The organism is Parabacteroides sp. ZJ-118 (assembly GCF_011038785.1).
Lineage (GTDB): Bacteria > Bacteroidota > Bacteroidia > Bacteroidales > Tannerellaceae > Parabacteroides.
The window spans coordinates 16,749-39,963 of the sequence record NZ_JAAKDT010000025.1 but is presented as its reverse complement, the minus strand read 5'-3'; the positions used below and the strand labels follow the sequence as shown (position 1 = coordinate 39,963).

Below are 23,215 nucleotides of genomic sequence, written 5' to 3'. Positions count from 1 at the left end.
GATCTGGGTCGGCGGCAAACCCGAGGATGGAGATGACGATAGCGAGGTTCCGGGTGTGATTTGATAGATTTGGAAAGTCACTCTTCCCTAACCGAGGAGTTGGTCAGCCACACAAATGGCAACCTCTGACCATGTAATCGGATGTTCAGATCAAACTTAATTCTTGATTTTTAAAACTTAATAGAAATAGCCTCTTTAGCTCCTTAACGGGTCTATAGTGACTGCTTACATTGAATGTCTATAAAAGTCTCTCTCCTCGTTGCTCTAAGTAATATGTGATACGATTAGGGATGGAGATTAGGAAGAGGTTATTGGAGAATTAAATCAAATTTTATGAGGATAGCAGTTGCCGGCACCGGATATGTCGGCTTAAGCATAGCGACCTTACTGGCGCAACACAACCGCGTTGTTGCAGTCGATGTGATTCCAGAAAAGGTGGAGAAAATCAACAAACGGATTTCTCCTATTCAAGATGAGTATATCGAGAAGTATCTTGCCGAAAAGGAGCTTGATCTGACGGCTACGCTTGACGGCGCAGTGGCATATAAGGATGCGGATTTTGTGGTAATTGCCGCCCCAACAAACTACGACCCGGTAAAGAACTTCTTCGATACCCATTGTATCGAGGATGTCATTGACCTTGTGCTGAGTGTCAATCCCGATGCCGTTATGGTCATCAAATCGACCATTCCCGTCGGTTACTGCCGCAATCTCTACGTGAAGTATGCCGCCAAAGGTGTCAAGTCGTTCAACCTGCTCTTTTTCCCGGAGTTTCTGCGCGAGAGCAAGGCACTGTACGATAACCTTTACCCCTCTCGTATCATCGCCGGTGTCCCCAAGATTATCGACAAGCCGGAGTTTGCCGAGGAGAATGCAGCCATCCATGCTGTCACTGATATTGAAAAACTGAACAGGGCAGCGCATACGTTCGTCAGTCTGCTTCAACAAGGTGCAATCAAAGAGGATATTCCGGTACTATATATGGGCATAAAGGAGGCGGAAGCCGTGAAACTCTTTGCCAATACCTATCTTGCCCTGCGTGTCAGTTACTTTAACGAACTTGATACCTACGCCGAAGTCAAAGGACTCGACTCGCAAGCAATCATCGAAGGCGTTGGCCTCGACCCGCGTATTGGCACACATTACAATAATCCCTCTTTCGGCTACGGAGGTTATTGTCTGCCCAAAGATACCAAGCAGCTCCTCGCCAACTACGCCGATGTGCCGCAGAACATGATGTCGGCAATTGTGGAGAGCAACCGCACCCGCAAGGATTTCATTGCCGACCAAGTGCTGCGTATGGCGGGCTGGTATGACTACTCCCAAACCAATACATATCCAGCCTCCCTCCCTTGTGGGGAGGGGCGGGGTGAGGCGTGTGTCATCGGCGTTTACCGACTCACGATGAAATCGAACAGCGACAACTTCCGCCAATCATCCATTCAAGGTGTGATGAAACGCATCAAGGCCAAGGGTGCCACCGTCATTATCTATGAGCCTACCCTCGAGAACGGCTCAACATTCTTCGGCTCGCGAGTGGTCAACGACCTCGCCGAATTCAAACGCCTTTCCAAGGCTATTCTTGCCAACCGCTATTCGGAGGAATTGAAAGACGTGGATGCCAAAGTATATACCCGCGACATTTTCTCCCGTGACTGAGCCGATGGTCGGTGCAACAAATTTGTCGCCTAAAATGTTAGGCTATAAATAATAATCATTATCTTTGCCGATATGACAAGCAAACAGAGTATAATCATACACGAGCTTACGCGCCTCGCCAGGCTGATGTTCAGCAATGGTAGCGGTACGGTGTATCTTTACGGCTCACAGGCCCGTGGCAACAGTTCGCTCCGTTCCGACTGGGATATACTTGTCATCACCGACGACTCGATAGCTACCGATGACGATTTCCTGCGTTTCGCTTTCCCCTATGCTGAGCTGGGATGGCGTTTCGGAGAACAGATTACCCCCGTTCACTTCACGCGCAGCGAGTGGAATGCCGAACAAGGCTCTGCATTTTACAGCAACGTACTCGCCGAAGCCATAAAGCTATGCCAATGAACTCTGAACTGCGAGACGTACTGACCGGAAAGTTCAGCCGCGAAGACGGCGTACTCTACAGCCGACTACAGACCATGAGAGAAAAAGCCGACTATCAGAATACGTTTTCTCTCACTGCCGAACAAGGTGCGACGCTGATTGCCGATGCCCATGCTCTGCATACGCGCATCTGCCAGGCTATATCTATCAAAGCGTAACAACTCTCCGACAATCATACGACAAGCGACCTACGTCGACTTTTGTCCCACCGCAACGACGCGGTCCCCAAAGTCTATACCCGCGACCGACAACAACTATGCCGTCAGAAGACAATAAACGTATCGCAAAGAATACGATATATCTTTATATTCGCATGGCAGTCATTATGATTGTCAGGCTCTATACAGCTCGAGTCCTGTTACAAGTCCTTGGTATTACGCCAACCGGTACGATTCCTCGCTTGACGATGTGAAAGAGAAGGTTTATACACGTGATATTTTCCAAAGAGATTAAGGCCCTATGGTAACATATAATGTAAATCTCAATGACAAGGTCGTCCTCGTAACAGGAGCAGCTGGCTTTATCGGCGCGAACTTGGTCAAGCGGCTGCTGAGTGATTTCGAGAGTATTAAGGTTATAGGTATAGACAGCCTTACAGACTATTACGATGTGCGTTTGAAGTATGAGCGTTTGGAAGAACTGTATGCCTATGGCAATAGGCTCGTTTTTGTAAAGGACAGCATTGCCGATAAGCAGACCGTTGACAGCCTCTTTGCAGAATATAAGCCGCAAGTGGTTGTAAACCTTGCGGCACAGGCGGGAGTACGCTATTCTATTACCAACCCTGATGCTTACATTGAGAGTAACCTGATTGGCTTCTATAACATATTGGAGGCCTGTCGCCATCATGAGGTCGAACATTTGGTATATGCCTCCTCGTCAAGCGTATATGGCAGCAACAAAAAAGTGCCATATTCGACTGATGACAAGGTGGATAGCCCTGTTTCGCTATACGCCGCCACAAAGAAAAGCAATGAACTGATGGCCCATGCATACAGCAAGTTGTACAGCATTCCGAGCACAGGATTGCGGTTCTTCACAGTTTACGGTCCTTGCGGCCGTCCGGACATGGCGTACTTCGGATTTACAGACAAGTTGCTCAAAGGCGAGAAGATCCGGATTTTCAACTATGGCAATTGCAAACGCGATTTTACCTATGTTGACGATATCGTGGAAGGCGTTGTAAGGGTTATGCAACATGCCCCCGAAAAGAAGATTGGCGAGGATGGTCTGCCGATACCGCCATACAAAATATACAACATAGGAAATAACAGTCCCGAAAATTTGCTGGACTTTGTGCAGATACTCCAGGAGGAGCTGTTGGCAGCAGGTGTATTGCCTGCCGGTTATGACTTCGAGGCGCACAAGGAACTTGTTCCGATGCAGCCCGGAGACGTCCCTGTAACATTTGCGGATACGAGCGCATTGGAGCAAGACTTCGGATTTAAACCCCACACTTCTTTGTGCGAAGGACTCCGCAAGTTCGCTATATGGTATAAGCGGTTTTATTCTGATAAATAATTCCAATATAACATGAAAGGTGTTGTTCTCGCGGGTGGCAGCGGCACGCGTTTGTATCCTATCACAAAGGGAATATTAAAGCAGTTGCTGCCAATATTTGACAAGCCGATGGTGTATTACCCGATTTCGACAAGCTCCTCGCAGCCTCCCTCCGCTACCGCGCCTCCATCACCGATGCGCTCATCGCACATCCGGATACGAACCGGTTCTATCGGGAGATGCTTAGAAACAAGAGGAAGGAAGATGAAATTCTAAAAATATAAAGGAGAGGCAATTCAGCCTCTCTGTTAAAACAAAAAGCCATGAAGAGAGTATTGAAAGGCTGGCTCATCGACAATTCGGTGACCACCGACAACAAGACTGACAAGATCTTGTTGCTGGCTTCGGCCGGAAGTTTAACCCTTAACGATGTGTTGGAGGAGATGTACAAGCAGGACACCGGTCTGCGTCCGGAGACATTGCGTCACTCGGTGACATTGTATCATCGGGTGTTGACGGATCTGATCCTGACCGGCTACAGCGTGAACACGGGCCTGTTCCGTGCGGTTCCGCAACTGACCGGTGTGGTTGAGGGCGGCGTATGGAACAAGGAGAAGAACTCTATCTACGTTTCCCTGACGCAGGACAAGGCGTTGCGCGAGGCGATCGCCCAGACGTCGGTGGATATCCTTGGCGAGAAGTCGAATATCATGTACATCTTAGAGACCGAAGATAAGAAGACGGGCTTGAAGGATGGCAGTGCCACGGCTGGCCGTAACTTCTTCGTGCGTGGTGCCATGCTGAAAGTGGCGGGCGACAACGAGTCGGTAGGCGTTACGCTGACCAATGCGGCAAAGGCTGTCACGAAGCTGGCGGACGACTTGATCACGATCAACAATCCCTCTTCGCTTACATTACTCCTGCCGGCCGATCTGGCGGAGGGCGAGTACACGCTGACGGTGACGACGCAATATGCCAATTCCGGTCATATACTGAAAACGCCCCGTAGTGTGAGCACGCAGATCTGGGTTGGCGGCAAACCCGAGGATGGAGATGACGATAGCGAGGTCCCGGGTGAGATTTGATGGATTTGGGAAGTCACTCGTACACAACGTAAAAGAGGGAAAAACACAATTGCTATGAGTATGAGTGGCTGGCTGTCTAATGTCTTTCGACAGTCCTGTCTAAGGTGATTCGACAGAGTTGTCTGATGCCATTCGACAGGACTGCCTGAAGGAATTAGATAAATCAAGGTTGAAATTCTGAATACAGAAAATCATCTTTCCCTTATCGGGGAATAGTCTCTTCCCTTATCAGGGAAAGGAGGTTTCCCTGGTAAGGGAAATCATCTTTCCCAACCTGGCTCTACCAAGTTAGTGTGGTTATGAGGACATCACGAGTATCCCTAAGCTACGTAAAGTTGCCAGACTCATACTAAAAAACCTGCACAAACAATGCCTTCTTCAGGCGATTGAAGAGTCTAACTACAAACGGAATAAAAATCATGAAGCGTAACATTCTCATCACCGGCGGAGCCGGATTTATCGGTAGCCATGTCGTGCGGCTGTTTGTAAACAAATATCCCGACTACCACATCGTTAATCTCGACAAACTGACCTACGCCGGTAACCTCGCCAACCTGAAAGACATCGAGGACAGACCGAACTATACATTTATCAAGGCAGACATCGTTGACTTTGAGGCTATGCGTCGGATAATGGATGAGCATGGAATCGATGGCATCATCCATCTTGCCGCCGAGAGCCATGTCGACCGCTCCATAAAGGATCCGTTCACCTTCGCCCGAACCAATGTGATGGGCACGTTGTCGCTGCTTCAGGCAGCGAAAGAGTATTGGGAAACATTGCCGGAAAAATATGATGGGAAACGCTTCTACCATATATCCACCGATGAAGTATATGGCGCATTGGAACTGACAAATCCGGAGGGCATAGAGTCTCCGTTTACTACGGCCGCCTCGTCGGAACATCATCATGCCTACGGCACGGAGTTCTTCTTGGAGACCACCAAGTACAATCCGCACTCGCCATACAGTGCATCCAAGGCGTCGAGCGACCACTTTGTCCGAGCCTACCACGATACCTACGGCATGCCGACAATCGTCACCAACTGTTCGAACAACTATGGTCCCTATCAGTTTCCCGAGAAGCTGATCCCGTTGTTCATCAACAATATCCGCCACCGCAAGCCGCTCCCCGTCTACGGCAAAGGCGAGAACGTGCGCGACTGGCTCTATGTCGAGGATCATGCCCGCGCCATCGACCTGATCTTCCACAAAGGAACTATCGCTGAAACCTACAACATCGGCGGCTTCAACGAGTGGAAGAATATCGACATCATCAAAGTGATCATCAAGACCGTTGACCGCTTGCTCGGCAATCCTGAAGGGTACTCAGACGAATTGATTACATACGTCACCGACCGTCTCGGTCACGATATGCGCTACGCAATCGACTCGCGCAAGTTGCAAAAAGAACTCGGTTGGGAACCCTCACTCCAGTTTGAGGAAGGTATCGAGCGCACCGTCCGCTGGTATCTTGATCACCAAGATTGGATGGACAATATCTCTTCCGGGGACTATGAGAGGTATTATGAGGAAATGTACAAAGAACGCTGATTTATTTATAGATAGAATTTACAGGAAACACATAATGGCAGGATTAAAGAAAGCAGTCGTGTGGAATTCTCTATCTCAATTTGGACAGTCGGGCATTCAATTCCTGTCAACGATCATATTGGTTAGACTACTGACACCTGATGATTTCGGTGTAATTGGAATGGTTACAATCTTTATTACTTTAGGGACTATGATGGTGGATTCGGAAATGGGTGGAGCTCTCCTTAGAAAGAAAGAAGTAACAAATACAGATTATTCAACTTTGTTTTATTACAATCTTGGTATTAGCATAATTCTATATTTAATATTATTCATATTTGCACCTTTCATTTCTGAATTATATAGTCGCCCTTTTTTGACCGATGTTATTAGAGTGATAGGTATTGCTATCATAATACATGCCTTCAGGGTTGTACAGCAAGTTATGATATTTCGATCCTTTGATTTTAAGTATTATGCTGTCATTTCAGTAACAAGTGGAGTATTATCTCTTTTGATAACTATTTACTTGGCACACATAGGATGGGGTTATTGGGCTATTGTTGCTCAGACAATCATTTACGGCTTGTTGAATGTTGTATTAATGAGCGTGAAGAATCGTTTTCTTCCAACAGCAGGATTTTCCATTTCTTCTTTCAAGGAGCAATTTGGCTTTGGAATCAAGTTGTTGGGGGCAGATACACTCAAGGTTATTGCCAATAATATAAGTCTTAATATTATAGCAAAATTTGCTCCATTATCTGTCACCGGAAACTACACTCAGTATTCAAGAGTAACATCTTTTTCTCAAAATTTTTTAAGTTCTATAATGAATCAAAGTGTTTTTCCTGTGTTGGCGCAGGAAAAAGACATTGATATTCTTTATGCTAAATACTTAAGGATGCTTAAATATTTGTGTTTGGGTCTTTTGATATTTGTTTTGATTATAAGCGAATTATCCGGAATTATTATTTCACTGCTTTTGGGTGATGAATATATAGATTATAAATGGATGTTTAATATTATAAGTTTAACAATTATTCCTACTACGCTTATGGTATTAAGCCGTAATATTTTAAAGGCATTGGGCGATACAGCGACAGTATTAAGAATTGAAAGTGTAAAGACAGCCGTGGTGTTGATTACCTTGTTCGCCGCCATCCCTGTGGGGCTGAAGGCAATTGTATGGAGTGTTGCCATCGGCCAAACTATCTCAGCTGTTTATTGCTATTATAAGACTGATCAAGCATTTAATAAATCCGCAGTTTACAATATGGCAATGTTTATCTGTATATCAGTACTATCATACATGCTGATATATATAACACTCTAATTGCAGCTATGATATATTTATTTGTTCTATTCTATTTATGCATAGTTACTTATATCTTTGATGTAAGGCAAGCAAGAGTCAGGAAATCATTTTTTTACGGGCTTTCATACATCGTGTTAGTTTGTTTAGCCGCTCTCAGGTACAGAGTCGGGGGTGACACTCTAAACTATATGTGGCGTTTCGATAATATACCACCATTGAACGAGCTAAGTCTTTTCAATATAGGTCATTCGCAGCCAATACCAACGATATTAATGTCTTATTGCAAACATGCTTTCGATGAGTTTGCGGTATATCAGGCAATAGTTGCCATATTTGTAAATGGAGTTATATTCTGGTTTATAAAACAAAATACTCGATATTGTTTCACCGCCATTCTCTTTTATGCGCTTTGTTTCTATATGCGCTTTAATTGCGAGATTATGCGCGAGTCTCTCGCAGTCTCTTTCTTCCTATTGGGATATCGCTATTTAATATCAAACAAATATATTAAATATTATAGCTTTGCATTTTTGTCATTTATGTGCCACTCTTCTGCCGTGTTCATCTTTATACTACCTGTTCTATATTCAAATGTCAAGTCTATTTGGAAAATTATAGTAGGTATAATAACTATTGGTTTGGTGGTAGTTATTTCTTACAGTTATGTCGGTTCTCTAGTTTCAATGTACATGGATACATATACAGAGTACAACTCGACTATTTTTGGAAAGCTGTCTATAATACTCTTTCAGATAATAATCCCTATCTATTTCTATCGTAAATCGAGAAACTTTTCAACTTCAGGGGTTAAGGAAGGTGTCAAATTGTATATTTACTGTGGCTGTGCAAGTTTGCTATTTTATATTCTATATAGGTTTAACAATTATACAATAATCTTCTATATTATACTGATATCTGATTTAGTTCATTCTTACCATAGTAATAGATGTTTAAATGTTAAATTTGTTAGGAGTATGGTATATTCTATGGTATTTTGTTATGGATTTATCAGTCCGTACTTTACAGATGTAAGTAATACTGTTGGATATAAAGCAAAGTGGTATGTGTGTTGGTATCCATACTCTTCTATTTTTGACAAGGAGATAAACCAAGATAGAGAAACATATATAAGACAACTCAATTCATATGGGAAATAAACTCGTAGTAGCATATTCATGCAATGATGGATACATTCTCCAAACGGGTATCTCTTTAATTTCTTTATTCGAAAACAATAGGAGTTTCAATCAGATAGAGGTAGTATTGATATCTAAGGGTATCTCAAGAGAGAATATTGTCGTAATTGAAAAAATATGCGAACGATATAACAGAACCCTAAGGATTGTAGATTTTGACCAGATTGCATATGATCTAAAATTGACTTCTACCGGACGACATATAGCTACCATATATGCCAAGATTTTCTTTAGTCGGTTGTCCGCTATAGACAAAATATTGTATATTGATAGTGATACCATAATCAATGGTTCCGTTGCGGAATTTTACAACACAGACTTAAGTGACTCTTATATGGGTATGGTTAAGACATACACTGGAGAAGAAGCTAAGAATGTGTTAGGAATGAAACCTGATGCTTCATTTTTTAATGATGGTGTGGCATTAGTAAATGTAGATTACTGTAGGAAAAACAATCTGATTACGAAATGTCTTTCCGTGATTAACAGTTATGATGGGAATCCGCCAGTGTTGAGCGAAGGTGTTCTTAATAAAGTATGTGAAGGTCATATTAAAACGGTTTCACCAAGATTTAACATGATGGCGGGGCTATATCAGATAATAAGATTGGACCCGACTTTTTTGAGCAAGAAATTGAACTATTCTGAAAGTGAACTTCGCGATAGTTGTAGAAATCCTGTTATAATACATTATTTGAGCGGTTTTTATGACCGCCCATGGAATAAGGGTTGCTCACATCCTTTAAGAGATATCTTTTTACAATATAAAAGCATATCGCCTTGGAAAGATACGCCTCTTTACAAGAGGAATCTTTCAATTCGGTTAAAATTTTTAGGTATTATGCTTAATATAATCGGTCCATATAAATTTGAAAAAATTCAAAAGCTTTTGAAGAGGAAATAATCATGTCAATATTCAAAGATAAAACCCTATTAATCACCGGTGGCACAGGAAGTTTCGGTAATGCCGTCCTACGGCGCTTCCTTGACAGTGACATCAAGGAGATCCGTATTTTCAGCCGTGACGAAAAGAAGCAGGACGATATGCGGCACAAGCTGCAAAATCCGAAGGTGAAGTATTACATCGGTAATGTGCGCAACAAGGAGTCGGTTGATATCGCCATGCGCGGTGTGGATTACGTGTTCTCGGCGGCGGCGTTGAAGCAGGTGCCATCGTGCGAGTTCTTTCCGATGGAAGCTACGCGCACCAATGTGGAGGGAACTAACAATGTGCTGCTTTCAGCCATTGAGCATGGAGTGAAAAATGTTGTGGTGCTCTCGACCGACAAAGCCGCCTATCCTATCAATGTCATGGGCATTTCCAAGGCGTTGATGGAGAAGATTGCGATTGCCAAAGGGCGTGAGTTGGGCGAGGGGGCGACAACGACAATCTGCTGCACTCGCTATGGTAATGTGATGGCTTCGCGCGGTTCAGTGATTCCCTTATGGGTCGACCAGATGATGAATGGCCAGCCGATTACGATCACCGACCCGGAGATGACGCGCTTTATGATGACGCTCGATGATGCGGTGGATCTTGTGGTTTATGCTTTTACACACGGTCACAATGGCGACCTGTTTGTGCAGAAAGCTCCAGCGGCGGCGCTTGCCACGCTCGCCCAGGCACTGAAAGAGATTTATGCCAAGGTGGATCCGAAATACGGCGAAACCGAGGTCAAGGTGATCGGCACCCGCCACGGCGAGAAGCTGTATGAAACGCTCGTGACACGCGAGGAGATGGCGAAGGCTATCGACATGGGGAACTACTTTCGTATTCCTTGCGATACTCGCGACCTAAACTACGACAAGTTCTTCACGCAGGGCAACGAGGCGGTTAGCAGGATTGAGGATTACCACAGTCACAATACGCATCGTCTCGATGTGGAGGGAATGAAGGAGCAGTTGATGCGCCTTCGCTTTATCCGCGAAGATCTCGGATTGGAGGAGAGAGCCAAGAGTACGGAGATCAGGAGCGAATAAGAAATAGTTGAATAATACAACAGGGAAAAAGAAAGAATGATTGTTTCTGTAGAAAAAATCCTATCTTTGGCATATTGAAACGAATAATAGGGAATATGGCAACGACAGTATTAAATTCAGTCCAGCAACATCTTTTGAAAATGTTTGCTTTTGATGGTTCGGAGGAACGGTTGAATGAAGTGAAAGAGGTGTTGACTGACTATTTTTCTCGGAAATTAGATGACCGTCTGAATGAGTTATGGGATTCGGGAGTCTTGGATCAGGGGAAACTTGATGAACTGAGAAAGATGGATGTCCGTACACTTCCAAAGAGATGAACAGAATAGTATTGGATACCAATAGTTTGGTGCAGTGCATCTCTCCGAAAAGCAGATACCGTAAGATCTGGGATTGCTTTTTGGAAGGGAAGCATCGGCTGTGCGTGTCAGATGAGATTCTCGATGAGTACGAAGAGATTTTGGAACGGTTGGTGGGTATGGAAATAGCCAAACTGGTTATTGATGTCATACTTAACAGCCCTTACACGTTGTTTTTTACTCCTTATTATAAATTCAATCTGATTAAATCCGATCCAGATGATAACAAGTTTGTGGATTGCGCTATTGTAGCCAATGCCAAGTTTATTGTCACGGAGGATCGCCATTTCCATATCCTAAAGCAATATGATTTCCCTAAAGTGGATTTTATAGGATTGGATGATTTCTACCGACTGCTGTAGCTTTTGTTCTTCCTTTTTGCGATAAACAGAATTACGTCATTTTATGAAAATCTTAGTGACCGGCGCCCGAGGGTTTGTCGGTCGAAACCTTGTGTCCCAATTGCGCACTATCCGGGATGGCAAAGACCGCCGTGTCTTGACCCTCCCCCTTGTGGGGGGAGCCGGAGGGGGGCTTGAAATCTTCGAATACGACATCGACTCCACACCGGAAGAGCTCGACCGCTATTGCGCCGAGGCCGACTTCGTCTTCAATCTTGCCGGAGTCAATCGCCCGGAGCATCCCGAAGACTTCCGTAAAGGAAACTTCGGCTTTGCCTCGACATTACTCGACACGCTAAAGAAGCATGGCAACCGCTGCCCGGTGATGCTGTCAAGCTCCATTCAAGCGACACTGATAGGTCGCTATGCCGGACACCCCTACGGCGAGAGCAAAAAGGCCGGCGAAGAGCTGTTCTTTGCCTATGCCAAGGAGACCGGCGCGAAAGTATTGGTCTACCGCTTCCCAAACCTGTTCGGCAAATGGTGTCGTCCGAATTATAACTCCGCCGTAGCGACGTTCTGCCACAACATCGCCAACGACCTGCCGATACAGGTCAATGACCCGGCGGTGGAGTTGGAACTGCTCTATATCGACGACCTCGTTGATGAGATGATTGCCGCCCTGCAGGGCAAAGAGCACCATTGTAACTATGACGGCATAAATCCCTCCCCCTGTGGGGAGGGCAAGGGTGGGGCTAATGGCCGTTACTGTTATGTGCCGCACACCCATAAGGTGACGCTCGGGCAGATCGTTGACTTGCTCAACCAATTCAAGGCACAACCGCAGACGCTCGTTATCCCCGAGATACCCGATGGCTCGTTCGCCAAGGCGCTTTATTCCACCTATCTGAGCTACTTGCCAAAGGAGAAAGTGGCATTTCCGCTGAAGATGAATGTGGATCATCGCGGCTCGTTTACTGAACTCGTCAAGAGTGTCAATGTCGGGCAGGTTAGCATCAACATCTCCAAGCCAGGTGTCATCAAAGGCGAGCACTGGCACAATACCAAGTGGGAACAGTTCATTGTCGTGAAAGGTCACGGGCTCATCCAGCAGCGAAGCCTCTCCCCGTCCCTCCCCACAAGGGAGGGCGTGATGCCCCGACAGGCTAATCCGTTGAATTACGGTGCTCTTAAGAAGAACGCTTCAGAAAATCGCAAGAACCAGACCGAAGCGGAGGTGCTGATGTGGAGGCTGCTGAGGAATAAAGGGGTCGATGCGAAGTTCAGAAGGCAACATGTCATAGGTGACTATATCGTAGACTTTGTCCATCTTGATAAGGGGCTTGTGATAGAGATTGACGGTGGTTATCATAATGATCCCGAACAAAAGGAGTATGACCTGTTTCGCACCCAATGGCTTCAAAACAATGGGTATAGTGTCTTGCGCTTCACGAACGAGGAGGTACTGTCCGATACCGACAATGTCATTGCCATTATCAAGAACTCCCTCAAGCATCTTCCCACCCCCTCCCTTGTGGGGAGGGCCGGGGTGGGGCTCGTCGGGGAGGGGCCTGAGATATTGAATTTCTTTGTTAGCGGCTCTCAAATCGAAGCCGTCCATACGCTTCCCGGATACACGCATAATATTATTAACCTGTCGGATACCGAAGAGCTCGTGACGGTGATGTACTGCAACGAGTGCTTCGATCCCAACCATCCCGACACATTCTTTGAAAAAGTAAATGGCTGAATTTAAGAATAACGGCAAACTCAAACTGCTGATTATCGTCGGCACACGACCGGAGATTATCCGCCTTGCGGCAGTCATCAACCGTTGCCGCGAATATTTCGATGTGATCCTTGCCCACACGGGGCAGAACTACGACTACAACCTCAATGGCGTATTCTTCAAGGATTTGAAGCTGAAAGATCCGGAAGTCTATATGGATGCCGTCGGCAAAGACCTCGGCGAGACGATGGGGAATATCATCGCCGCTTCGTACCGGTTGATGGTTGAGACAAAGCCGGATGCAGTGCTTGTTCTCGGTGACACCAATTCCTGCCTGAGCGTGATCGGTGCAAAGCGACTCCACATTCCTATCTTCCACATGGAAGCCGGTAACCGCTGCTTCGACGAATGCCTGCCGGAAGAAACGAACCGCCGCATCGTTGACATCATCTCCGACGTTAACATCTGCTACTCGGAACATGCCCGCCGCTATCTCAACGCCTCGAACGTCGCACCGCAGCGCACCTACGTATGCGGTTCGCCAATGGCCGAGGTGTTGCACAACAACCTTGCCGACATCGAGGCTTCCGACATCCTCGTTCGCCTTGGTCTTGAAAAAGGTAAATACATCCTTTTGTCTGCTCACAGGGAAGAGAACATCGATACGGAGAAGAACTTCCTGTCGCTTTTCAACGCCATCAATGCCATGGCGGAGAAGTACGATATGCCGATCCTTTACAGCTGCCACCCACGCAGCCGCAAACGTCTCGAGGCAAGCGGCTTCCAACTCGACAAGCGAGTGATTGCCCACGAGCCGCTCGGATTCCACGACTATAACAATTTGCAGATGAACTCTTTTGCCGTAGTCAGCGATTCCGGCACACTGCCTGAAGAATCGAGCTTCTTCCTGAGTATCGGTAAGCCTATCGCCGCCGTCTGTATCCGTACCTCCACCGAGCGTCCCGAAGCCCTCGACAAAGGCGACTTCATCCTTGCCGGCATTGATGAACACTCGTTGCTTCAAGCCGTTGATGTCGCTGTGGAGATGAATCGCAACGGTCACCTCGGTCTTCCGGTACCCAACTATACCGACACCAACGTCTCCACCAAAATCGTCAAACTCATCCAGTCCTATACCGGTATTGTCAACAAAATGGTCTGGAGGAAATTATAAACAAATATGGATTTAAGAATACTTCGCGATACCAATAAATTAGTATGGAGTCTTCTGTTTAGTTGGCTCTATCTACCTCATATTATGATGGTTATATTATGTGTAGCGGGGGAGGGGGGGGGGTAAATCGCTGATATTTAGTGATATAGAAGCCTGTCGTGTATTGAAGGTTAGATTGAATAAGTGGTTGAAGCTGCTGACGCTACTTCATACGGATGCTTATTATAGAAGTCTATTTTACTATCGTATAGGACCTGTAAAATCGATATTAATATCGTGGTATCGTCCAGGAGACAGATACTTTATAATTCCTTACTCTACAAGAATAGGTAAAAGCATGATAGCCTTTCATCCCTTTTCAACTATCCTAAATGCAGAATCAATAGGAGATAATTTTTCTTGTGGGCAATGCACTACAATAGGCACTAATGGGAAAGGACGCCCCGTAATAGGTAATAATGTGTCTCTTGGAGTAGGGTGCAATGTTATAGGAAATATAACAATAGGAAACAACGTGACAATCGGCGCAGGATCTGTTGTGGTAAAAGACATACCATCTAATTCCATAGCTGTTGGTAATCCTGCCAAAGTAATAAAAACAATTCCAAATGAGTAAAGTCGCATTTGTTAATACGCTTAAAGTACCGTCTGGGGAAGCTTCTGTTAATAGGATGCTTTCGCTTGCAAAAGGGCTTGTTGAAAATGGCGATGAAGTTGACATTCTGTCATCCGCTGTGCATTCTAAAGAATACAAGAAATGCAATATAGATGGAGTTCAGATTTATAATTTGGGTAAATCGACCTCCATTATGGGGCTTGCACATTCTTTGATAAAAATAGCGAGAAAAATTAGAGCGGAACATTATGATTACGTGGCCGCAAATACTGGAAGTGCAATTTTAATATGGTCTTTGTTCTTTATTTGTAAAATATATAAGGCTAAACTAATCCATGGAATAAGTGAATTCCCTTTTGTTCTAATGAGTAGCAACCGTATTAATAAAATATTGGCACCAATACAAATACATATACTATATAAGCTTTTCGATGCTGTTTATATAATGACAAATCCTCTTTTAGAGTATTGTACTCCGCTGCTAAGAAAGAGTTGTAGAATCATACAAATACCGATGACTGTAGATCCAAGTAGATTTAATATCACGAAACAATCTGATTCTCGATTTGGTAGATATATAGCATATTGCGGAAATATGTCAGGGAATAAAGACGGTGTTGAAAACTTAATTTCTGCGTTTGGAAGAGTTGCTAACGAAATACCCGATGTCTCGTTAGTTTTAATTGGGGGTACAAATACGCCTGAAAGATTTGACGAACTAAAACAAATGGTTGTGGCATCTGGGTATAGAAATATTATTTTTTATGGCCGAGCTTCTCGCGATGAAATGCCTTCATTACTTAAAAACGCAGAAGTACTGGCTTTGGCTCGTCCATCCAGCCTGCAATCATTAGGTGGATTTCCAACGAAACTTGGGGAATACTTAGCGACAGGAAATCCTGCAATAGTAACAGCAGTAGGGGATATTCCATTATTCCTAAATGAAGAGAATTCATTTATAGTGGAACCTGATAATAATGAGGTATTCGGAAATGCTATAAAATATGCCATCCTAAATCCGCAGGAAGCTACAAAGCGAGGTTTGAAGGGCTTAGAATTGGTTAAAACAGTATTTGATTATAGAGTTCAATCCAAAAGGCTTCATGACTTTTTAAATGATTATAGCCAAAAGGCAGAGTAGTTAAATTCCGCTAAACTTAATTTAATAGAATATAAAAGCATAATGTCTCTTCAAAAAAAAATAATAGAACTATTAAGTCAAATAGAGACCCAATTGTTGGCATTTGGAGGAAGAATGATGTACCGTCGACACTACAACAATCTTTACAATCAGTTACGGAAGAAATATCCGGAAATGAATCATTTTGATAGCGCGGCAGAAAAGAAATGGAGAGAACACTGGCTTCGTCTATCGAAGACCCCAGACCGTAAGTCCTTCCGCTTATTTTTGTTTTACATTGGCCCGGATATAAATATAGTGCCGGAGGATATTTCGGCCTCTATCATTCAACCGCTTCTTAATCCTATCGAAACGAGGCCGTATTATCAAGATAAGAATGCATTCGAAAAGATACTGCCAAGTGCATTTCTTCCGAAAGCGTTGTTCAGAATGATAAATGGCGCATATTTCACTGCCGATTATGAGCCTTTAGGCGAACTGTCCGATATCGACTTGAATGAACTGACAAAGGGTGTTGATGTCCTTTTTATAAAACCGGCAACGGATTCTTCTTCGGGACATGGAGTGCTTAAGTTCTCTCGCAATGAAAAAGATACACTGATTTGTAAAGATGCTAACCAACTTTTCAATGTCAATTTCCTGAACGAATATAGCAAGTCTAATTCCAACTTCATCGTACAGGAAGCTCTAAGTCAGAGTGAATATATTGCGCAATTTAATCCGAGTTCCATCAACACATTGCGAGTGGCGACATATAAATCTGTAGTGGATAACCGCACTCATGTTTGTGCTATCATACTTCGTATTGGCAAGCAGGGAGCGTCTGTAGACAACGCACATGCCGGAGGTTTATTTATAGGTGTAGGATTGGATGGTACTATAGGTAAATATGCTTGTGATCAATACGGTAACAAATACGATACTTTTAATGGAATAGATTTCAAAAACGAGAATTATCGTATTCCTGACTTTGAAAAGGTGATTTCTTTTGCTGAAAAGGTTGGAGACAGCATATTGCATCATCGTCTTGTTGCGCAGGATATTTGTTTGCAGGCTGACGGAGAGCCGTGTCTTGTGGAATTTAATATACGGGCTTTTGCGCCATGGCTGTTCCAGTTCACTTCCGGAACTGCTTTTGGGAAGTATACCGATGAGATAATCGATTATTGTGCAAAACACAAAGATGAAGTTCGAAAGGTATTTGTCGAGCCTTTTTAGCTTGATTTACGACTTGGAAAGTATTCCGCATCCCATTCCTTAAATAATGAATTATAAGCAGATTATAAAATCGAGAAGTCTTAGGCTTAATATTCTCAGGCTTTTAAGCTGGGTTCCAGACAAATGGATGATTCCGTTGCAGTATCGGATTCACACCGGCAGAAAGTTAAATCTTAAGAATCCGACAAGATTCACCGAGAAACTACAGCTCTACAAACTGTATTACCGTAACCCTTTAATGCTTCGGTGCACTGACAAATATGAGGTCAGAAGCGTGATAGAAGAAATGGGCTATGGTGATATTCTGATTCCGCTTATCGGCGTTTATAATTCTCCGGAGGAGATACCTCTTAATAATTTGCCTGATGAGTTTGTTGCCAAAACGACCGATGGAGGTGGTGGACAGCAGGTTTTTATCTGTCGAGATAAGAGCAAGCTTGATAGAGTTGCTTTTTTGCATCAGTTGCATGAATGGATGGCTATGCCGAAAACCAAACCGGCAGGAAGAGAATGGGCGTATGAAAATGGATATCCTCGCAGGATTATCATAGAGAAACTGATAAAAACGTGCGAAACAAAAGACCTTCCCGATTATAAATTCTATTGCTTCGATGGAAAACCGGTATATTGTCAGCTAATCGGCGACCGTTCAACCAAAGAAACGATCGATTTCTACGACATGGACTGGAATCACATGCCATTCAGAGGGTTGAACCCGGATTGTGAAAATGCTGTCGATATCGCTCCTCCACCGAAGAACTTTGAAAGACTTAAGACAATTGCAGCAAGGTTATCAAAGGAGTATCCTTTTGTACGTGTCGATTTGTACAGTGTCGGCGATGAAGCCTATTTTGGGGAACTTACTTTCTACCCGGCGAGCGGCTTTGGCCATTTTACTCCTGACAAATGGGATGAGAAATTAGGAGAACTGATTGATACAGAAAATCTTAGAAAGACAGCGGGGGGGGGGTAAATGCCTTATATACAACACGTTAAATATAATCCCAGATGCGGGAGATTTGTGCGATTATAAGTTTTTCTGTTTCGGAGGGAAAGTCGGCGTGGTATATGGTATTAGCGGTCGTAATTTGGGTACCGGTGCGCAGGTTGGTATTTATTCACGCGATTTTGTGAAACTCGATGTCGTACGAAACGATGAAATTGCACAGGAACAGCCCTTGTCAAAACCGCTCAATTACGAGCGCATGGTGGAGATTGCCGAGAACATCGGACGGTATTTTCCACACGTCCGCGTAGATTTATATAACGTTGTCGGACGAATCTACTTCGGTGAGCTGACATTCTACGACGGCTCCGGCTATATGGCTTTCACTCCGGACTCATACGATGAAGAATTAGGTCGCTGTTTTAATATTGATTGGATGCATGAAAATAGTTATACTCGCCAATAGCGATGCCGGACTTCTTAGCTTCCGGCAAGAGTTGATTGAGGCATTGATACTGCGTGGTCATAATGTGACTGTTTCACTGCCACAAGGTGATCGGTTGGATGAGATCACGGCGCTTGGATGTCGCTTGGATATAGCAACCATTAATCGACGGGGAACTAATCCTATTGCCGACTTTCAGCTTTTCAGATACTACAGGCAGTTGCTCAACCGCTTAAAGCCGGATGTGGTACTCACGTACACGATAAAGCCCAATATTTATGGCGGACTGGCTTGCGCGATGAAAGGCATACCCTATATTGTGAATATTACGGGACTGGGTTCGGCTGTTGAAAAGCCCGGCATGCTGCAAAAACTGACAGTAAATCTGTATCGGCTTGCCATGCGTAAAGCAGATTGTATTTTCTTCCAGAATAAAGGCAATCAAGGCTTCTTTGAACGTAAGAATATTAACCGTGATGTCCATCGATTGATTCCCGGTTCAGGCGCTAATATCCATAAATTTACCGTGGCTCCATATCCTGCCTCCGAACCGGTTAAATTCCTGTATATCTCAAGAATAATGAAAGAGAAGGGAATTGAAGAATATTTTGCGGCGGCTCGCCATTTCCGGAAATTACATAAAGAGGTAGAGTTCCATATACTTGGTGATTGCGAGGAGAACTACGCTGTGCAACTTCAAGCATTGGCGAACGAGGGCGTAGTGGTTTATCATGGGCAACAAAAAGATGTCAGACCCTATTTGGCTGAGGCGAGTTGCCTGATTCATCCGACGTTCTACCCTGAAGGGATGTCAAACGTAATTCTTGAAGCGGCCTCTTCTGGGCGTCCTGTTATCACGACTCGCCGCCATGGGTGCATGGAAGCTGTGGATGACGGAGAGACCGGCTTTCTTTTTGCAGAAAGAGATACCAAAGGGTTGTTGGATGCCATTGATAAGTTCTTGGCACTGACTATTGAACAGCGGGCTGAAATGGGTCGCAGAGCCAGAGTAAAGATGGAAAAAGAGTTTGACCGTACTATCGTTGTTAATGCCTATCTGGAAGAAATAGAAAAAGCGAAGAGATGAACCTCTACCGCGGCCTCTTCAAACGCGCTATGGATATCCTTGCATGGGCATTCGTCGTCTTGCGCATGGGCATCCGTCATTCGTCGCCCAAGCATTCGTCGCCCAAGGCATTACAATCGATTTTCTCTTATCAGAAAGCCTGTTTTCAAGAAATAGTGTGTACTTTTGTGGTTTAATGTTAGAATGAGTATGAAGGCAATGACTTACCAAAGGACTAAATTACAAGAAGTAACGATCAGGGGCTATAAATCCATCGCCTTTGACAAACCTGTGACCTTGGAGCTTGGTGATGTCAGCATATTGTTGGGTGCTAATGGGGCAGGGAAAAGCAATATCATCAGTTTCTTTCGGATGTTGAGCTATATGATGAGCAGGTCGTTCGGGAAATATGTGGAAATATCGGGTACTTCCCATGCCTTGTTGCATTATGGCGTAAAAAAGACACCGGCCATGTCCGGGATACTGAAATTTGCAGATGAGAACTCCATTGGTATTTATGAATTTTCATTAGCCAATGCCACTCCTGACAGGTTGGTTATCACGGAAGAACGGATCACATGGCATCGCAAGGGGGAGGAAAGGCCCTATGAGATAGCATTGGAACCGAACTTTAGGGAATCCGCTCTCGCTGAGAGTGACGATCCTGTTGCCAAGTCGATTTTCCAGATGCTGTCCTACTGCAAAGTATACCAGTTTCACGATTCATCGGCTGAGGGACCTCTGCGCCAAGCGTGTCCTGTTGAGACGGCCAATTACCTCCAGTCGCACGGGAACAATCTGCCCTCTTTCCTGCTGTTCCTGCGAGAGAACTACAAGGATGCCTACAAACGAATCGTTGACTATGTCCGTGATGTCGTCCCACAGTTCCAAGATTTTTATTTGGAACCGACCAATGGCATCATTTCTCTCCGCTGGGTGGACAGTTCCGCTACGGACTATCGTTTCAATGCCTATCAGTTCTCCGACGGCTCTATCCGCTTCATTGCATTGGCGGCCTTGCTTTTGCAGCCTGCCCGGACGATGCCTAACGTAATCATATTGGACGAGCCGGAACTTGGGCTACACCCCTATGCCATAACCCAACTGGCTGAAATGATCAAGGATGCATCCATACATGCACAGGTCATTATCGCTACGCAGAGCAAGGATCTGGTTGACCATTTTGACATTGGTAATATCTCTGTTGTGGAAATGAATAAGGAAACGCAGACTACCTCCGTCACTCACCTTGGCGATGAAGAATATCATCTTTGGCTTCAGAACTATACAGTGAGCGAGCTTTGGGATAAAAACATCATAGGAGGTCGGCCCGTATGAAAGCGAAAATAGTTCACGTCCTTTGTGAGGGCCAGACGGAACAGGGATTCGTTAAGGAAGTATTACGCCCTTACCTTCAGGCGCATGGAGTGACAGGAGTGAAAAGTATCCTGATCACCACCAATAAGAAAAAGAATGCCCGTGGCGGAATGCTAACTTACACCCAAGCCGAGACCGACCTCGAGATCTCGCGGAAAACGGAGTTAGACGGGGAATATGAACGGCATATTTTCACAACGATGTTTGACCTCTATGCACTGCCGAATGATTTTCCCGGTTTTGAAGAAGCCGAGGATCTAGGTGACCCTTACGAACGTGTTGCTCTCTTGGAAACGGCGTTTGCAGAAGCGATAAATGACGGGCGTTTCATTCCTTATATCCAATTGCATGAATTTGAGGCACTTCTATTTTGTGGCATCGAGCATTTGGCGAAACGCTATCCCCGTTGTGAAAAACGCTGCGAACGACTGAGAAAAGACTTGGAAAGAACAGGAAATCCCGAACTCATTAACAACAGCCGGGAAACGGCTCCAAGCAAACGTATCATCAAGGTGATAGAAGGAGACAAAAAGCAGTATTACAACTACAATAAGCCGGCTACCGGCAAAGAGGTTACAAAAAGTGTCGGTATTGATGCACTTCGTGTCCAATGTAAACACTTTAATGAATGGATAGAAAAACTGATAAACAGCTAATATACTGTCAGTATCCAAATAGCTTCGCGTGTTGTATCCGGGATACGCGGGGCATTGTCCGAAAAGGAAGGACCAAGACCATTTGTGAGCGATAGATAAAATCTCTTATCAGAATACCTGCTTTCAAGAAATAGTGTGTACTTTTGTGGCAGAAATTTGTGTAAAGCCACAAAAAACTTCCATAAAACATGCTTTTTGAAAGGAAACAATATCTACAGCAGCTTGTAACTGCGGAAGACAATGGAATGATAAAGATAATCACGGGCATTAGGCGTTGTGGTAAATCTTTCCTGTTATTCAACATATACAAGCAGAACCTGCTATCTCGAGGGATACCGGCAGATCATATCATAGAGGTAAATCTGGAAGACAGACGTAGCAAGAAACTGCGTGACCCTGATGCTCTTCTTGAATATATCGACTCACAGATAAAAGATTCGGAGAGATATTTCATTCTGTTGGATGAGATTCAGTTGGTTCCCGAGTTCGAGGATGTCCTGAATTCATATCTGCATATTGGAAATGTCAATGTATATGTTACGGGGTCTAATGCAAAGTTCCTGTCAAAGGATGTCATTACTGAGTTCCGTGGGCGCGGGTGGGAAATACGAGTTCGTCCACTGAGCTTTGCCGAATACTATGAAAAAGTTGGAGGGGATAAACAAGAAACCTTAGAGAATTATTACCTATATGGTGGGCTTCCTGCTGTAGTTCAATTAGAAAAGCCGGAGGATAAACAGAACTATTTGAAAGGGATCTTTGAAACTGTTTATCTCAAGGATGTGCTGCAGCGCAACCACCTTAGAAATGCCGATGGCATGAGCGAACTGATAAAGATTCTCGCATCCTCTATGGGTAGTAGCATGAATGTGCAGCGAATTTCTAACACTTTTAAGTCAGTGAGTAAAGTTGATATCGGAGCCAACACGATCAATCGGTATTTGGAATATCTGCAGGATTCATTCATCATCAGTGAGGCACTGCGTTATGACATAAAAGGCAGGAAATACATAGGAACGGAGACCAAATACTACTTTGAGGATCCCGGCATTCGGAATGCAGTTGTAGGATTCCGTCAAATTGAGTACAACCATACCATGGAGAATGTAATATACAACGAATTATGCCGCATGGGATATAGTGTTGACATTGGCATGGTAGAGACTTTTGGTAATGATGCCGAAGGTAAAACCATCAGAAAGAATTTAGAGATTGACTTCGTTGTGAACCGACATGATCAACGAGTGTATATCCAATCGGCCTATCGTATGCCGAACGAAGAAAAGCGAAATCAGGAACTGGCATCTTTCAGAAATGTAGCGGACGGATTCCGCAAAATCCTTATCGAGGGAGATCGGTATATCACTTATCACAACGAAGAGGGTATTCTTGTGATGAGTCTCTATGATTTTTTACTGAAAGGTATTTAAAGAAGCTTTATC

Annotated in this window: 23 protein-coding genes and 2 pseudogenes; all 25 read left to right on the top strand. The window is 44.4% G+C overall.

The annotated features are described in order from the left end of the window. Positions 1-333 precede the first annotated feature (333 nt). The 25 genes and pseudogenes from G7Y39_RS08305 to G7Y39_RS08175 all read left to right on the top strand — a co-directional run bounded on the left by G7Y39_RS08305 (position 334) and on the right by G7Y39_RS08175 (position 23,203). Entirely contained in the window at positions 334-1,659 is a 1,326-nt protein-coding gene (locus G7Y39_RS08305; protein ID WP_165156852.1) for a UDP binding domain-containing protein, read from the top strand. A gap of 72 nt (positions 1,660-1,731) precedes the next feature. Further along, entirely contained in the window at positions 1,732-2,061 is a 330-nt protein-coding gene (locus G7Y39_RS08300; RefSeq protein ID WP_165156850.1) for a nucleotidyltransferase domain-containing protein, read from the top strand. After that, the gene (locus G7Y39_RS08295; protein ID WP_165156848.1) at positions 2,058-2,258 is read left to right on the top strand and encodes a hypothetical protein; all 201 of its coding nucleotides are present in this window, start codon (positions 2,058-2,060) and stop codon (positions 2,256-2,258) included. The genes G7Y39_RS08300 and G7Y39_RS08295 overlap by 4 nt, the downstream gene beginning before the upstream one ends. A gap of 301 nt (positions 2,259-2,559) precedes the next feature. After that, the gene (locus G7Y39_RS08285; protein WP_165156846.1) at positions 2,560-3,621 is read left to right on the top strand and encodes an NAD-dependent epimerase/dehydratase family protein; all 1,062 of its coding nucleotides are present in this window, start codon (positions 2,560-2,562) and stop codon (positions 3,619-3,621) included. Between the two features lie 12 nt (positions 3,622-3,633). Further along, positions 3,634-3,750: pseudogene (locus tag G7Y39_RS08280) on the top strand (sugar phosphate nucleotidyltransferase); the annotation flags it as partial. A gap of 173 nt (positions 3,751-3,923) precedes the next feature. After that, positions 3,924-4,685, top strand: coding sequence for a DNA-binding domain-containing protein (locus G7Y39_RS08275; RefSeq protein WP_165156844.1), 762 nt, complete (start codon positions 3,924-3,926; stop codon positions 4,683-4,685). A gap of 419 nt (positions 4,686-5,104) precedes the next feature. Beyond that, positions 5,105-6,238: a dTDP-glucose 4,6-dehydratase gene (locus G7Y39_RS08270; protein ID WP_165156842.1), complete on the top strand. Its 1,134-nt coding sequence runs from the start codon at positions 5,105-5,107 to the stop codon at positions 6,236-6,238. A 34-nt stretch (positions 6,239-6,272) separates the two neighbouring features. Next, complete coding sequence (locus tag G7Y39_RS08265; protein ID WP_165156840.1) at positions 6,273-7,550, top strand: lipopolysaccharide biosynthesis protein; 1,278 nt, start codon at positions 6,273-6,275, stop codon at positions 7,548-7,550. Positions 7,551-7,558: 8 nt separating this feature from the next. Then, positions 7,559-8,689: an EpsG family protein gene (locus G7Y39_RS13915; protein ID WP_165156838.1), complete on the top strand. Its 1,131-nt coding sequence runs from the start codon at positions 7,559-7,561 to the stop codon at positions 8,687-8,689. Continuing rightward, complete coding sequence (locus G7Y39_RS08255) at positions 8,679-9,632, top strand: glycosyltransferase family 8 protein (protein ID WP_165156836.1); 954 nt, start codon at positions 8,679-8,681, stop codon at positions 9,630-9,632. The genes G7Y39_RS13915 and G7Y39_RS08255 overlap by 11 nt, the downstream gene beginning before the upstream one ends. 2 nt (positions 9,633-9,634) lie before the next feature. Further along, on the top strand, positions 9,635-10,708 hold the full coding sequence (locus G7Y39_RS08250) for a polysaccharide biosynthesis protein (protein ID WP_165156834.1): 1,074 nt from the start codon (positions 9,635-9,637) through the stop codon (positions 10,706-10,708). Positions 10,709-10,803: 95 nt separating this feature from the next. Beyond that, entirely contained in the window at positions 10,804-11,025 is a 222-nt protein-coding gene (locus tag G7Y39_RS08245) for a hypothetical protein (RefSeq protein ID WP_165156832.1), read from the top strand. Next, a complete protein-coding gene (locus G7Y39_RS08240) occupies positions 11,022-11,426 on the top strand; it encodes a putative toxin-antitoxin system toxin component, PIN family (RefSeq protein ID WP_165156830.1) in 405 nt (134 codons plus the stop codon). Before G7Y39_RS08245 ends, G7Y39_RS08240 begins: the two co-directional genes overlap by 4 nt. A 43-nt stretch (positions 11,427-11,469) precedes the next feature. Beyond that, positions 11,470-12,528: pseudogene (locus G7Y39_RS13910) on the top strand (NAD-dependent epimerase/dehydratase family protein); the annotation flags it as partial. A gap of 30 nt (positions 12,529-12,558) precedes the next feature. Then, entirely contained in the window at positions 12,559-13,155 is a 597-nt protein-coding gene (locus G7Y39_RS13905) for a DUF559 domain-containing protein (protein WP_370520367.1), read from the top strand. Next, positions 13,148-14,308 carry a non-hydrolyzing UDP-N-acetylglucosamine 2-epimerase gene (wecB, locus tag G7Y39_RS08220; protein ID WP_165156828.1) on the top strand — a complete coding sequence of 387 codons (1,161 nt, stop codon included), beginning with the start codon at positions 13,148-13,150 and terminating at the stop codon, positions 14,306-14,308. Before G7Y39_RS13905 ends, wecB begins: the two co-directional genes overlap by 8 nt. A gap of 337 nt (positions 14,309-14,645) precedes the next feature. Beyond that, a complete protein-coding gene (locus G7Y39_RS13900) occupies positions 14,646-14,924 on the top strand; it encodes a hypothetical protein (protein ID WP_165156826.1) in 279 nt (92 codons plus the stop codon). Next, on the top strand, positions 14,917-16,065 hold the full coding sequence (locus G7Y39_RS08210) for a glycosyltransferase family 4 protein (RefSeq protein WP_165156824.1): 1,149 nt from the start codon (positions 14,917-14,919) through the stop codon (positions 16,063-16,065). The genes G7Y39_RS13900 and G7Y39_RS08210 overlap by 8 nt, the downstream gene beginning before the upstream one ends. A gap of 42 nt (positions 16,066-16,107) precedes the next feature. Continuing rightward, the gene (locus G7Y39_RS08205) at positions 16,108-17,283 is read left to right on the top strand and encodes a sugar-transfer associated ATP-grasp domain-containing protein (RefSeq protein WP_165156823.1); all 1,176 of its coding nucleotides are present in this window, start codon (positions 16,108-16,110) and stop codon (positions 17,281-17,283) included. Between the two features lie 46 nt (positions 17,284-17,329). Beyond that, positions 17,330-18,256 (top strand): ATP-grasp fold amidoligase family protein, encoded by a 927-nt coding sequence (locus G7Y39_RS08200; RefSeq protein WP_165156821.1) that lies wholly within the window; start codon positions 17,330-17,332, stop codon positions 18,254-18,256. A gap of 46 nt (positions 18,257-18,302) precedes the next feature. Then, positions 18,303-18,695, top strand: coding sequence for an ATP-grasp fold amidoligase family protein (locus G7Y39_RS08195; protein WP_165156819.1), 393 nt, complete (start codon positions 18,303-18,305; stop codon positions 18,693-18,695). After that, on the top strand, positions 18,670-19,761 hold the full coding sequence (locus tag G7Y39_RS08190) for a glycosyltransferase family 4 protein (RefSeq protein ID WP_165156817.1): 1,092 nt from the start codon (positions 18,670-18,672) through the stop codon (positions 19,759-19,761). The genes G7Y39_RS08195 and G7Y39_RS08190 overlap by 26 nt, the downstream gene beginning before the upstream one ends. A 189-nt stretch (positions 19,762-19,950) precedes the next feature. Next, complete coding sequence (locus tag G7Y39_RS08185; protein WP_370520366.1) at positions 19,951-21,078, top strand: AAA family ATPase; 1,128 nt, start codon at positions 19,951-19,953, stop codon at positions 21,076-21,078. Further along, positions 21,075-21,773, top strand: a complete 699-nt coding sequence (locus tag G7Y39_RS08180; protein ID WP_165156814.1) for a DUF4276 family protein — start codon at positions 21,075-21,077, stop codon at positions 21,771-21,773. Before G7Y39_RS08185 ends, G7Y39_RS08180 begins: the two co-directional genes overlap by 4 nt. Before the next feature lie 188 nt (positions 21,774-21,961). Beyond that, positions 21,962-23,203, top strand: a complete 1,242-nt coding sequence (locus tag G7Y39_RS08175; protein ID WP_165156812.1) for an ATP-binding protein — start codon at positions 21,962-21,964, stop codon at positions 23,201-23,203. Positions 23,204-23,215: the final 12 nt, after the last annotated feature.